The following is a 12,368-nucleotide window of genomic DNA, read 5'->3' as shown; positions in this document are numbered from 1 at the left end:
AACCTGACCAATACTTGAAGTGTTGGCGCGGCGCATCCCCCCCAAGTGGCGCGCCGATAAAGGTGCTCAGGGACCGCGTACCTTTGTTTTACTCCTAATGGTCTTAACCCGGATTCCCCCCCCAGAACCCGGGTTTTTTTTGGGTGTTTCTTGGGGGATCACTTTAGGTTGGGAATTTTTGCGGGGATTAGGTGAGGGCCACCAGTGGCCAGGCGGGAAAGTGCATGATGGCTACCAGGTGCCTGCCACAACAAATTCAGCGCTTATCAGATCGAGCGCCGCCCGCGCGGCGCTTCGCGGGGCGAGCCCGCTCCCACATCTGTTTCGGGCCAGTATTCCTGTGACTGAGGCGCGCGCGCCCTTTGTGCATGTCAGAAGATCGAAGAAAAGCAGCACCGAAGACAATATCGAAGAGAACAAACAAGGCGGCCAGAGGAGACCCCACAGGAAAGACTGGCCCGAAACAGATGTGGGAGCGGGCTTGCCCCGCGAAGCGCCGCGCGGGCGGCGCTCGATCTGATAAGCGCTGAATACGCTGTGGCAGGCACTTGGCTGCCATCACACAGTTCAAGCGCCGAAAATCAGCCCACCCGCGCCAACGGGAACAACCGCTTGAAGTTCGCCGTCGTCTGCTCTGCCAACTGCTCATAACTGGCCCCGCGCAGCGAAGCGACATACTCCGCCACTTCCCGCACATACTGCGGCAAGTTAGGCTTGCCCCGGTGCGGTATCGGCGCCAGGTACGGCGAATCGGTCTCGACCAGCAACCGGTCGACCGGCACCTGCCGGGCCACTTCGCGCAGGGCCTCGGCATTTCGGAAGGTCACGATGCCAGACAACGAAATGTAATACCCCAGGTCCAGCGCCGCCTTGGCCATGTCCCAGTCTTCGGTAAAGCAATGCAGCACGCCAGCCTGCGGCAAGTTGGCTTCGCGCAGCAATGCCAGGGTATCGGCGCGTGCTGCCCGGGTATGCACGATCACTGGCTTGCCGGTCTGCCGCGAAGCCTCCAGGTGCAAGCGGAACGATGCCTGCTGCAGCTCAGCCGCTTCCGGCTCGTAGTGATAGTCCAGCCCGGTTTCGCCAATGGCCACCACATGCGGGTGGGCCAGCTCGCGCAGCAGCCATTCCAGCGCAGGTGTTTCACCCGGGGCCAGGTCCAGCGGGTGCACGCCCACCGAGCAATCGACATCGGCGTACTGCTCGCTCAGCGCCTTCACTGAGCCTGCGTTTTCGGCACTGACACCAATACACAGGAAATGCCCGACCCCACGCTCACGCGCTGCCTGCAGGGCAGCATCGAGGGAGCCCTGGTGGGCGCTCAGGTCAAGTCGGTCGAGGTGGCAATGGGAATCTACGAGCATGGGATAACGGCACACATGAAAAATTGGAAATCAGCGGACACCTGGCAGTTGCAGCCAATGAGCCAGCAGCGATTCAAGCAACAGGGCGCGGTTGAGGTTGGCCTTGCCCAGCACCTTCTGGCGCTGGTCCAGGATCCAGGCCTGCACCTCCAGCACCTTGGCCTGACGACTCTTCTGCGCCAGGTATTGCAGCACCTTGCGCATATCTGCCAAGCCTAACCCCTCCTCGTCCTGGGTCAACTGGTAGCGCAGGATCAGGTGCGACCAATCGCAGAACCAGTCGAACAGCAACAACAGCGGCACACCGCTCCAGGCATCGGCCAGTTGGCTGGGTGACTGCTGCTGCTTGAGCAGTTTCTTCACCCCCTCGGTAACCAGCGCACGCTGCTCACGCACACCTTGTGCCTGCAGGCTGACGGCCATCAAGGGCGATCCGGCGGCCAGCGTCAGCAGCTCGTCCCGTTCGGCCTGGTCGCTGTCCGGCAACGCTCCAGCCAGCCAGGCCTGGCTCTGGGCCAGGCTGGGCTGCGGGCAGGCAACTTGCTGGCAGCGGCTCTTGATGGTGGGCAGCAGGCGACTGGGCTGGTGCGTGACCAGCAGCAATACGGTATCGCCCGAAGGCTCTTCAAGGCTTTTAAGCAGTGCATTGGAGGCGTTGACGTTCATCGCCTCCACCGGCTCGATCAACACCACCTTGCGCCCACCCATCTGGGCCGTCTGTACCACGAAGGCCACCAGCTCACGCACCTGGTCGACCTTGATCGGTTTGTCGGCTTCCTCAGGCTCGAGGATGAAGTTGTCGGGGTGGCTGCCGGCCTTGAGCAACAGGCAGGCCTTGCACCCCCCGCAGGCGTCCAGCCCTTGGGGCTGCTGACATAGCAAACGGGCCATCAGGCGCTCGGCCAAGGCCCGCTTGCCGATACCGCGCGGCCCGTGCAACAGATAGGCATGGGCGTGTTGGCTGCGGCCGGCCAGCTGCTGCCAGAGGGCCTGCTGCCAGGGGTAGGCCTCAGCCACGGCAACGCTCCACGATGCCGGGCAGCAGCACGTCAATGGCGCGCTGCACGGCCTCAAGGGATTGCGCGGCGTCCAGCAGGCTGTAGCGCTGCGGCTCGCGCCGGGCCCGCTGCAGATACGCCTGGCGAACGGCTTCGAAGAAGGCCTGGCCTTCCTGCTCGAAGCGGTCCAGGCGGCCGCGGGCGGCGGCACGGGCAAGGCCTACTTCGACCGGCAGGTCGAACACCAGGGTCAGGTCCGGGCGCAGGTCGCCCTGGACGAATTGCTCCAGGGTAGCGATACGCTCGACAGACAAACCACGGCCACCCCCTTGATAGGCATAGGTGGCGTCCGTGAATCGGTCGCACAACACGACGGCCCCGCGGGCCAATGCCGGACGAATGACCTGTGCCAGGTGCTGGGCCCGCGCAGCGAATACAAGCAGCAGCTCGGTGTCGGCTGCCATGGTTTCATCGCTGGGAGCCAGCAACAGCTCGCGCACTCTTTCGGCCAGCGGCGTACCGCCAGGCTCGCGGGTCAATACCACGTCCAGGCCCTGCTCGCGCAAGCGCGCGGCCAGGTAGTCGCGATTGGTGCTCTTGCCCGCGCCTTCGGGGCCTTCCAGCGTAATAAACAAGCCGCTCACAGGCAGTCCTTAATGTTGTTCGTCAGGCGTCGGCCGTTCAGCCGCTTGCGCGCCACCGGCAGGGGCGTCCTGCACGGGGGGCTCATCGGGTGCCGGTTGCGCAGCCGGCTCATCCTCCGCGGGTGACGCTTGCGGCTGTTCGTCCGGCTGCGCGTCTTGCTGCGGTGCGGGGCTGGAGCGATAGTCTGCACGACGCTTGAGCTGGAACTCGCGCACCGCCGAGTTGTGGTCGTCGAGGTCGTCAGAGAACACATGGCTGCCGTCGCCACGGGCGACAAAGTACAGGCTGGTGCCATCCGACGGGTTGAGCGCTGCGTGAATGGCCTCACGGCCGACCATGGCAATCGGGGTCGGCGGCAGCCCGGTGATGGTATAGGTGTTGTAGGGCGTCGGCTCGCGCAGGTCGGCGCGGGTGATCTTGCCGTTGTAGCGCTCACCCATGCCGTAGATCACGGTCGGGTCGGTCTGCAGCATCATGCCCAGGCGCAGGCGCCGCACGAACACGCCGGCAATCTGCCCACGCTCCTGAGGGATACCGGTTTCCTTTTCCACCAGCGAAGCCATGATCAGCGCCTGGTACGGGTCGCGGTATGGCAGGTCGCTGGTGCGCTCGGCCCATTCCCTGGCCAGCACTTCGTCCAGGCGCATGTAGGCCTGCTGCAGCAACTCCACATCACTCATGCCGCGCACGAAGCGGTAGGTGTCCGGGAAGAATCGCCCTTCGGGGAACACGCCGGTATGGCCGAGCTTGTCCATCACTTCGGAATCCGACAGGCCTTCCAGGGTGTGCTTGATCTTTTCATGCTTGGCCACGGCCGAGCGCACCTGGCGGAAGGTCCAGCCTTCGACCAGGGTAAGGTTGTACTGCACAACGTCAGCACGGCGCCAGGCGTCGAACAGCTGCTCGACCGTCATGCCAGGGGTAAGGCGGTACTCGCCGGTGTGCAGGGGGGTGCCAGCCATGTTGAAGCGCCAGTACAAGCGCAACCAGACGGCATCGTCGAGCAACCCTTCTTGCTGCATGCGATAGAACATGCGGTTGGGGGTGGTGCCATTGGGCACGTCGAGCAGGCGTTCCTGCGTGACGTGCAAGGGCTGCTCCAGGACCGAGTTGACCTTCCAGGCCGACCAGCCAAGCGCCAGGCCGGCAAGGATCAAGCCCATTTCCAGCAGCAGCAGGAATTTACGTCTCACGAATTCAGGTTTCCAGTAACGTACGGGCAACGGCCTGCAGTTTACGGGTGAGCGGGCCAGACGGCCAGTTTAGCGCGGCTACGCCACGCACGGGCCAAATGCCGTAGACGCTATTGCAAACAAATACTTCATCTGCCTGCTCCAGCGTTTCGAACGGCAGGTCACAGACCTGCGCCGGGATGCCCAACTGTGCCGCCTGCTCCAGCAACGCTGCGCGCATCACCCCTGCCACACCGCAGCGGCTGAGGTCGGCGGTCAGCAGCACGCCATCACGCACCAGGAACAGATTGCTATACACCCCTTCGATTACCCTGCCCTGCCCGTCACGCATCAGGCCTTCGGCGTGTTCGCTGCCCTGCCATTCGGCACGGGCCAGCACCTGCTCCAGGCGGTTGAGGTGTTTGAGCCCGGCCAGCAGCGGTTGTTCCCCAAGCCGGGTCTGGCAAGGGTACAAACGCACACCGTGCTCGGCATGCTCGACAGGATAGCTGGGCAGCGGGCTGCCCTGCAGGATGCGCCTTGGCGCTGCACCGGCTACCGGCGCATAGCCACGCTGGCTGTCGCCACGGGTGAGGATAAGTTTGGCTACGCCTTCACCGAGCTGACTGGCATAGCGAAGCAGTTCGTCACGCACCAGCGCCAGGTCGGCGCCGATCGCCAGGCGCTGGCAGCCCAGCGCCAGGCGTGCGAGGTGGCCGTCCAGCAAGCTGGGCCGGCCGCCGCGCACGGCGATGGTCTCGAACAGGCCATCACCGTAGGCCAGGCCGCGGTTCTGCAGGTTGAGTGCAGTCGCCGGCTGGCCATCGACCCAGCTGTGCATCAACCGGCGAACCGGCGGAACACCAGCGAGCCGTTGGTGCCGCCAAAGCCGAACGAGTTGGACAACACCACGTCGATCGGCATGCTGCGCGCCTGGTGCGGCACGAAGTCGAGGTCGCAGCCTTCGTCCGGCTCGTCCAGGTTGATGGTGGGCGGTGCCATCTGGCTGTTGATCGCCAGCACGCTGAAGATCGCTTCCACCGCACCAGCCGCACCCAGCAGGTGGCCGGTCATCGACTTGGTCGAGCTGACCGCCAGCTTGTAGGCATGGTCGCCGAACACGCGCTTGATCGCCGCTACTTCGGCCACGTCTCCCGCTGGGGTCGAGGTACCATGGGCGTTGATGTAGCTGACCTCTTCTGGCTGGATGCCAGCATCGCGCAGGGCGTTGGCCATGCAGCGGGCAGCGCCTTCGCCGGTCTCGGGTGGCGAGGTCATGTGGTAGGCGTCACCGCTCATGCCAAAGCCAACCAGCTCGGCATAGATGGTCGCACCACGGGCCTGGGCGTGCTCCAGTTCTTCGAGCACCAGGGCACCGGCACCGTCAGACAGCACGAAGCCGTCACGGCCCTTGTCCCACGGGCGGCTGGCCCGGCTTGGCTCGTCATTGCGGGTAGACAGCGCACGCGAAGCGCCGAAGCCGCCCATGCCCAGGCCGCAGGCAGCCATTTCGGCACCACCGGCGATCATCACGTCGGCCTCACCGTAGGCAATATTGCGCGCGGCCATGCCGATGCAATGGGTACCCGTGGTGCAAGCGGTAGCAATGGCGTAGTTCGGCCCTTGCAAACCCAGGTGGATCGACAGGAAGCCAGAGATCATGTTGATGATCGAGCCCGGCACGAAGAACGGCGAAATACGGCGCGGCCCCGAGTCGTGCAGGGTGCGGCTGGTTTCTTCGATGTTGGTCAGGCCACCGATGCCCGACCCCATCGCCACGCCAATGCGCTCTCGGTTGGCGTCGGTAACCTCAAGGCCGGCATTACGCACCGCCTGGAAACCGGCCGCCAGGCCGTACTGGATGAACAGGTCGAGCTTGCGGGCCTCTTTGGCCGACAGGTATTGCTCGACCTCGAAGCCTTTCACCGAGCCGCCAAAACGGGTGGAGTAGGCAGACAGGTCCGTATGCTCGATCGGACCAATGCCACTGCGGCCAGCCAGAATGCCCTGCCAGGTGCTCGGTACATCGGTACCCAGTGGCGACAGCATACCCATACCGGTGACCACGACGCGTCTACGCGACACAGTACTCTCCTTTTCTAATAACAGAGTCTCTTGCGATTACATTCAAGCGCTGGAATGGAATGGCAACAGGCTCTTGGTGCGCGGTGAACGAAGCGGCCTGGAAAATGCGAGGCGCTCGCAAAGAAAAAACCGCACGCCAGCGAAGGCAGTGCGGTTTTCCCCGACAAGAAACGTCGACTGTAGCGTCTTAGACCGAGTGGGCTTGGATGTAGTCGATAGCAGCTTGAACGGTAGTGATCTTCTCGGCTTCTTCGTCAGGGATTTCGGTCTCGAATTCCTCTTCCAGAGCCATCACCAGTTCGACGGTGTCAAGCGAATCGGCACCCAGGTCTTCGACGAAGGACTTCTCTTTGGTCACCTCCTCTTCCTTCACGCCCAGTTGCTCGGCGACGATTTTCTTGACGCGTTCTTCGATGGTGCTCATACCTAGTTTTCACTCCTAATGGACATATGTCAGGCAGCTGGCCGGTGGCTAATTTTATAGAAAGACGTTGGCTTTTCAAGCGAAACGCACCTTCACGCTAGCCACCCCACCCGCTGCCTGGAATCTGGTTGCAGCTTTATAACGGATTTTAGGCTCGCAGTATGACTCTTTTTTTACGAAATCCGTCACATTGAGTTGCAGTGTTACATGTACATCCCGCCGTTGACCGGCACGGTAGCGCCGGTTACGTAGCCTGCACCGTCGGATGCCAGGAACGAAACCACCTTGGCGATTTCGTCGGCGTGGCCCAGGCGGCCCAGCGGAATCTGGGTTTGCAGGGCTTCGCGCTGCGCTTCTGGCAGTTCGCGGGTCATGTCAGTGTCGATGAAGCCTGGGGTCACCGAGTTGACGGTGATGCCACGCGAGCCCACTTCACGCGCCAGGGCGCGGCTGAAGCCTTCCAGGCCGGCCTTGGCGGCCGCGTAGTTGGCCTGGCCAGCGTTACCCATGGCACCCACGACCGAACCGATGCTGATGATACGGCCCCAACGCGCCTTGGTCATGCCACGCAGCACGCCCTTGGACAGACGGTAGAGGCTGTTCAGGTTGGTGTCGATCACGTCGAACCACTCGTCGTCCTTCATGCGCAGCATGAGGTTGTCGCGGGTGATGCCGGCGTTGTTGACCAGGATGGCCGGGGCGCCGAACTGCTCGCCGATGGCGCCCAGTACTGCTTCAACCGATTCGGCGCTGGTCACGTTCAGCTCCATGCCGGTACCGGTAATGCCGTGTTCTTTCAGGGTGGCAGCAATGCGCTCGGCGCCGGAAGCTGAAGTGGCGGTACCGATCACGGTTGCGCCCTGGCGGCCCAGTTCGAGGGCGATGGCCTGGCCAATGCCACGGCTGGCGCCGGTGACCAGTGCAACTTTACCTTGCAGGCTCATGCAAGCTTCTCCAAATCAGGCCAGTGCCGCACGGGTGGCGGCAACGGCGTCAGGGGTATTGAGGTTGTAGGTAGTCACGCCGTCGGCGCAACGCTTGTTCAGGCCAGCCAGGACCTTGCCCGGGCCGCACTCGACCAGGGTGACCGCACCGTTGGCGGCCAAGGCTTGCACGCATTCGACCCAGCGCACTGGCTGGTACAGCTGTGCCAAAAGGTCGTGCTTGAGCGCATCGAGGTCGGCGGCAATGGCGGCAGTGACGTTCTGCACCACCGGAATCTGCGGGGCCTTCCATTCAATGGCATTGACCGCATCGGCAAAACGCTCGGCAGCCGGCTTCATCAGGGCACAGTGCGACGGCACGCTGACCGCCAGTGGCAGGGCGCGCTTGGCACCAGCCTCTTTGCACAGCTCAATGGCACGGTCCACCGCAGCCTTGTTGCCAGCAATCACAACCTGGCCCGGCGAGTTGAAGTTCACCGCGCTGACCACTTCGTCTTCGGCCGCCTTGGCACAGATCTCGACCACCACGGCGTCATCCAGGCCGAGGATCGCGGCCATGGCGCCATGGCCGGCCGGCACAGCTTCCTGCATCAGCTGGCCGCGACGCTCGACCAAGCGCACGGCATCTTTCAGCGACAGGCTGCCTGCGGCAACCAGGGCGCTGTATTCGCCCAGGCTGTGACCGGAAACGAAAGCCGGCTTGGCGCCGCCCTCCTCCAGCCACAGGCGCCACAGCGCGATGGAAGCGGTGAGGATCGCAGGCTGAGTCTTGTCGGTCTGGTTGAGTTGTTCTTCCGGGCCTTCCTGGACCAGCTTCCACAGGTCGTAGCCGAGCGCTGCGGAGGCTTCCTTGAAGGTCTCGATGATCACTGGCTTCTCGGCGCCGAGCTCGGCGAGCATGCCCAGCGACTGGGAACCTTGACCGGGGAAGACGAATGCGAGAGATGCAGACATTGAACAAGCCCTTATGATCTTGTCGTCGGATAGGGTGCGCCAGGCCTTGAGCCGGGCGCGGAATCTGAAAGCTTGGATGGATACTGAACCTAAGCGGTCACATTTAAGCACTTCATTGGCGATATGCCTAAGGTCTTTGTTTGCCTGCACCGGCCTCTTCGCGGGCTTGCCCGCTCCCACAGGATTGTTGCGCGGTACCTGTGGGAGCGGGCAAGCCCGCGAAAGGGCCGGCACAGGCTAAGGCAGCAGGTCCTCCAGCCGCCCATGCAAGCGCTGTGGCAGGTTTTCCTGAATCTCGATCAAGGCCCGCTGGATGGCGCTCTGAAAGCCCTGCACACCCGCAGACCCATGGCTTTTGATGACAATGCCCTGCAACCCCAGAAAGCTCGCCCCATTGTGCCGCGCCGGCGCCAGGTCGGCCTGCAGCCGCTTGAGCAGCGGCATGGCCATCGCCCCGGCCGCCCGCGACAAAATACCGCCCTTGAACAACTGCTCGATTCTCGCAGCAATCATCGTAGCCAGCCCTTCGCTGGATTTGAGCAGGATATTGCCGACAAACCCGTCGCACACCACCACATCAGCTTCGCCACGATACAGGCCATCACCCTCGACAAAGCCGACGTAATTGAGCCCTCGGGCGTTCTGCAACAAGCTGGCGGCCAGCTTGACCTGCTGGTTACCCTTGATGTCCTCGGTACCGATATTCAGCAACGCCACGCGCGGGCGATGCACACCCAGGGCCTGAGCGGCCACCGAGCCCATCACGGCGAACTGATAGAGGTTTTCGGCACTGCAATCAACATTGGCACCCAGGTCGAGCAACTGGCAGTAACCAGCCTGGGTCGGGATCGCCGCCACCATGGCTGGCCGGTCGATACCCGGCAAGGTCTTGAGCACGAAGCGTGACAGCGCCATCAGCGCACCGGTATTGCCAGCACTGACGCAGGCCTGGGCCTTGCCATCACGCACCAGTTCGAGGGCGATGCGCATCGACGAGTCCGGCTTGCCACGCAGCGCCTGGGATGGCCGCTCGTCCATACCGATCACCTCACTGGCGGCGACAATCTGCAGGCGCGCGCGATCCGCAGCAGCAAGGCCGCCGAGAAGCTCTTCAAGGAGGGAAGGTTGACCGACGAGGGTCAGGTGCAGCGAGGGAGTAGCAGAAAGGCAGGCAATGCTAGCCTGGACAATGCTGCGGGGACCGAAGTCCCCGCCCATTGCGTCGATCGCGATGATCTGAGCGGACAAGGATTACTCGTCAGCGCCCTTGTCGACCACTTTGCGACCACGGTATACGCCTTCTGGCGAAACGTGGTGGCGCAGGTGAACTTCACCGGTGGTTTTCTCTACCGACAGCGCGTTTTCCGACAGGGCGTCGTGCGAACGGCGCATGTCACGGGCAGAGCGGGATTTTTTGTTCTGCTGAACAGCCATAATTGATTAACTCCTAAACGTTTGGGTCACGCTTTAACTGCGCCAAAACACTGAACGGGTTGGACCGCGATACCTCGTCCTTGCTCGATTCGGGCTCGTCTGCGCCCGCCGGCTGCTGGCATTCTTCCGGATGATGAGCAGGCACGATTGGCAAGGCGAGCAGAAGCTCCTCCTCAACCAGTGCCTGCAGATCCAAAGGATCTTCGCCCAGTTCCAGCACGTCATAGCCTTTCGGCAACGACTGGGTATTCGCACCCTCCTTCACCACAGCGTATGTACATTCGCTCTGGATCGGCAGGGTGACCAGCTCAAGACAACGCTGGCAAACCATCTTGACCTCGACGCTCAGCTCGGTGTGGATAACCACCACGTGCTGTTCATCTCGTTCAAAATCGAACTTCGCCTGCACCGTACCGACATTGTCGGAAAGCGGGTCGCAGAGTCTTTCCAAATCAGCGAGTTGCAGCGAACCGTTAAGGGTTACGCCACGATCGGCCAATTTGCGCGGGTCAACGTGAGGTGGAATCGGGTCATTCAACATAGGCGCAGCATTCTAGGGATGCCCCCCGCCCCTGTCAAAGGAAATTAGGCGGCATCGTGCGTGATAGAATTTGTTCAACTGATTCAGGAGTCTACCATGCTTCCTCTGTTACTGGCTTCCAGCTCTGCCTATCGCCGCGAACTGCTCGCACGCCTGCGCCTGCCCTTCACCTGGGCAAGCCCCGATATAGACGAGCAGCGCCTGGCTGACGAGCCGGCCGTAGAGCTGGTGCGGCGGCTGGCCAGGCAAAAAGCCGAGGCATTGGCCGGCAGCCATCCCGGGCACCTGATCATCGGGTCGGACCAGGTAGCCGTGCTGGGTGAACAGGTGCTGGGTAAGCCGCATACCTTCGAGCGGGCTTGCGAGCAGCTGCTGGAGTGCAGCGGGCAGCAGGTGAGCTTTCTGACCGGGCTGGCGCTATTGAACAGCGCCACCGGGCAATGCCAGGTGGATTGCGTGCCGTTTACCGTCACGATGCGCGAATTGAACCGCGAGCGGGTGGAGCGCTATGTGGCGGCGGAACAGCCGCTGGATTGCGCGGGGAGCTTCAAGGCGGAGGGATTAGGGGTGAGTTTGTTTCAGAGCACACATGGGTGCGATGCGACAAGCCTGATCGGGCTGCCACTGATTCGGCTGGTGGATATGTTGATCAAGGAAGGGGTGGTGGTTCCCTGAGGCTTTGGGGCTGCCTTGCAGCCCTTCGCGGGCTCGCCCGCTCCCACAGAGATAGCGCACAGCCTGAAGCATGCAAAAACCTGTGGGAGCGGGCATGCCCGCGAAGGGGCGCACAGCGCCCCCCGAGAAAACCGAATCAGCGTAGCTGCGGGCCCTGGAAGCCCATCCACATCGCCAGATGCTCAGCCACACTGGCACCGACGCGCTTGGAGAAGCGGTCAAATGGCGATTCCTGCACGGTGAAATCCACCAACTCCTTCTCGCCAACGATCTCACGCGCCACATAGCTGGCACTGCCCAACCCGTCTACCAGACCCAGATCCTTGGCCTGCTCGCCGGACCACACCAGGCCACTGAACAGCTCCGGATGCTCCTTGTCCTTCAAGCGCTCACCACGCCCCTGCTTGACCATGGCAATGAACTGGTTGTGGGTGGTATCCAGCACACCCTGCCAGAACCGCGTCTCTTCAGGCTTTTCAGGCGAGAACGGGTCAAGGAAGGCCTTGTGCTCACCCGAGGTGTAGGCGCGCCGCTCCACGCCCAGCTTCTCCATGGTGCCGACAAAGCCATAACCGGCCGCCGTCACACCAATCGAGCCCACCAGGCTGGCTTTATCGGCATAGATTTCGTCCGCCGCGCTGGCAATGTAATAGGCACCGGAAGCGCCAAGGTCCGAAATGACCGCATACAGCTTGATGGCCGGGTATTCGGCGCGCAGACGGCGGATTTCGTCATAAACGTACCCTGCCTGCACCGGGCTGCCACCTGGGCTGTTGATGCGCATCACCACAGCCTTGGTCTTGCCGTCCTTGAACGCTTCGCGCAGGCTCTTGACGATATTGTCGGCACTGGCGGCCTCCTGATCGGCAATCACCCCGCGCACCTCGACCAGCGCGGTATGGTTGGCGCTGCGCGAAGCAGCTTTGTCCATATCCATCAGCGGCGAGAACAAGGCCAGAATGCCGAACAGGTAAACGAAGGTCAGGATCTTGAAGAAGATCCCCCAGCGCCGCGACCGGCGCTGCTCCTGCACACTGGCCAGCAAGGTCTTTTCCAGCAGCTTCCAGCTTTTGCGCTCTTCGCGCTCCTCAGGCTCAGCCTCGGGGGCCTTCCATTCGTCTGCCATGCTCAC

The 12,368-nt window shown here is 62.6% G+C and carries 14 protein-coding genes; 1 reads left to right on the top strand and 13 read right to left on the bottom strand.

The genetic code is table 11. The features are described 5' to 3' along the window. Positions 1 to 581: 581 nt before the first annotated feature. The 12 genes from ACIQUI_RS20425 to ACIQUI_RS20370 form a co-directional block, all read right to left on the bottom strand. Positions 582 to 1,364 (bottom strand): TatD family hydrolase, encoded by a 783-nt coding sequence (locus tag ACIQUI_RS20425; protein WP_403202127.1) that lies wholly within the window; start codon positions 1,362 to 1,364, stop codon positions 582 to 584. 30 nt (positions 1,365 to 1,394) lie between these two features. Then, complete coding sequence (locus ACIQUI_RS20420; protein WP_403202125.1) at positions 1,395 to 2,381, bottom strand: DNA polymerase III subunit delta'; 987 nt, start codon at positions 2,379 to 2,381, stop codon at positions 1,395 to 1,397. Further along, positions 2,374 to 3,006: a dTMP kinase gene (gene tmk, locus ACIQUI_RS20415; protein ID WP_403202122.1), complete on the bottom strand. Its 633-nt coding sequence runs from the start codon at positions 3,004 to 3,006 to the stop codon at positions 2,374 to 2,376. Before tmk ends, ACIQUI_RS20420 begins: the two co-directional genes overlap by 8 nt. Positions 3,007 to 3,015: 9 nt before the next feature. After that, positions 3,016 to 4,200, bottom strand: coding sequence for an endolytic transglycosylase MltG (mltG, locus tag ACIQUI_RS20410; protein ID WP_403202119.1), 1,185 nt, complete (start codon positions 4,198 to 4,200; stop codon positions 3,016 to 3,018). Positions 4,201 to 4,204: 4 nt separating this feature from the next. Further along, the gene (pabC, locus tag ACIQUI_RS20405) at positions 4,205 to 5,020 is read right to left on the bottom strand and encodes an aminodeoxychorismate lyase (RefSeq protein ID WP_403202116.1); all 816 of its coding nucleotides are present in this window, start codon (positions 5,018 to 5,020) and stop codon (positions 4,205 to 4,207) included. After that, entirely contained in the window at positions 5,020 to 6,264 is a 1,245-nt protein-coding gene (fabF, locus tag ACIQUI_RS20400; protein WP_403202113.1) for a beta-ketoacyl-ACP synthase II, read from the bottom strand. Before fabF ends, pabC begins: the two co-directional genes overlap by 1 nt. A gap of 187 nt (positions 6,265 to 6,451) precedes the next feature. Then, a complete protein-coding gene (gene acpP, locus ACIQUI_RS20395) occupies positions 6,452 to 6,688 on the bottom strand; it encodes an acyl carrier protein (RefSeq protein ID WP_403202110.1) in 237 nt (78 codons plus the stop codon). Between the two features lie 203 nt (positions 6,689 to 6,891). After that, positions 6,892 to 7,632: a 3-oxoacyl-ACP reductase FabG gene (gene fabG, locus ACIQUI_RS20390; protein WP_403202109.1), complete on the bottom strand. Its 741-nt coding sequence runs from the start codon at positions 7,630 to 7,632 to the stop codon at positions 6,892 to 6,894. Positions 7,633 to 7,647: 15 nt separating this feature from the next. Further along, entirely contained in the window at positions 7,648 to 8,586 is a 939-nt protein-coding gene (gene fabD, locus ACIQUI_RS20385) for an ACP S-malonyltransferase (protein WP_403202107.1), read from the bottom strand. 237 nt (positions 8,587 to 8,823) lie between these two features. Continuing rightward, complete coding sequence (plsX, locus tag ACIQUI_RS20380; RefSeq protein WP_391135644.1) at positions 8,824 to 9,834, bottom strand: phosphate acyltransferase PlsX; 1,011 nt, start codon at positions 9,832 to 9,834, stop codon at positions 8,824 to 8,826. Positions 9,835 to 9,837: 3 nt separating this feature from the next. After that, complete coding sequence (rpmF, locus tag ACIQUI_RS20375; RefSeq protein ID WP_003247154.1) at positions 9,838 to 10,020, bottom strand: 50S ribosomal protein L32; 183 nt, start codon at positions 10,018 to 10,020, stop codon at positions 9,838 to 9,840. A 13-nt stretch (positions 10,021 to 10,033) separates the two neighbouring features. Further along, complete coding sequence (locus tag ACIQUI_RS20370) at positions 10,034 to 10,561, bottom strand: YceD family protein (RefSeq protein WP_391135639.1); 528 nt, start codon at positions 10,559 to 10,561, stop codon at positions 10,034 to 10,036. Positions 10,562 to 10,657: 96 nt separating this feature from the next. Between ACIQUI_RS20370 and ACIQUI_RS20365 the strand changes: the two genes are divergently transcribed. Continuing rightward, positions 10,658 to 11,236 carry a Maf family protein gene (locus tag ACIQUI_RS20365; protein WP_403202103.1) on the top strand — a complete coding sequence of 193 codons (579 nt, stop codon included), beginning with the start codon at positions 10,658 to 10,660 and terminating at the stop codon, positions 11,234 to 11,236. A 136-nt stretch (positions 11,237 to 11,372) separates the two neighbouring features. Here the strand turns inward: ACIQUI_RS20365 and ACIQUI_RS20360 are convergent, their stop codons facing one another. After that, positions 11,373 to 12,362: a S49 family peptidase gene (locus ACIQUI_RS20360; RefSeq protein ID WP_403202101.1), complete on the bottom strand. Its 990-nt coding sequence runs from the start codon at positions 12,360 to 12,362 to the stop codon at positions 11,373 to 11,375. Positions 12,363 to 12,368 lie beyond the last annotated feature (6 nt).

The organism is Pseudomonas sp. NPDC090592 (genome assembly GCF_044769185.1).
GTDB lineage: Bacteria > Pseudomonadota > Gammaproteobacteria > Pseudomonadales > Pseudomonadaceae > Aquipseudomonas.
Note: the sequence above shows the minus strand (reverse complement) of the source record. Positions and strands in the feature narration are given on the sequence as shown.

Excerpts from the sequence above, each read along its gene's own strand:
- fabD (WP_403202107.1), bottom strand. The coding sequence starts at position 8,586 with ATGTCTGCATCTCTCGCATTCGTCTTCCCCGGTCAAGGTTCCCAGTCG.
- ACIQUI_RS20370 (WP_391135639.1), bottom strand. The coding sequence starts at position 10,561 with ATGTTGAATGACCCGATTCCACCTCACGTTGACCCGCGCAAATTGGCC.
- ACIQUI_RS20425 (WP_403202127.1), bottom strand. The coding sequence starts at position 1,364 with ATGCTCGTAGATTCCCATTGCCACCTCGACCGACTTGACCTGAGCGCC.
- ACIQUI_RS20360 (WP_403202101.1), bottom strand. The coding sequence starts at position 12,362 with ATGGCAGACGAATGGAAGGCCCCCGAGGCTGAGCCTGAGGAGCGCGAA.
- pabC (WP_403202116.1), bottom strand. The coding sequence starts at position 5,020 with ATGCACAGCTGGGTCGATGGCCAGCCGGCGACTGCACTCAACCTGCAG.
- acpP (WP_403202110.1), bottom strand. The coding sequence starts at position 6,688 with ATGAGCACCATCGAAGAACGCGTCAAGAAAATCGTCGCCGAGCAACTG.
- fabG (WP_403202109.1), bottom strand. The coding sequence starts at position 7,632 with ATGAGCCTGCAAGGTAAAGTTGCACTGGTCACCGGCGCCAGCCGTGGC.
- ACIQUI_RS20365 (WP_403202103.1), top strand. The coding sequence starts at position 10,658 with ATGCTTCCTCTGTTACTGGCTTCCAGCTCTGCCTATCGCCGCGAACTG.
- rpmF (WP_003247154.1), bottom strand. The coding sequence starts at position 10,020 with ATGGCTGTTCAGCAGAACAAAAAATCCCGCTCTGCCCGTGACATGCGC.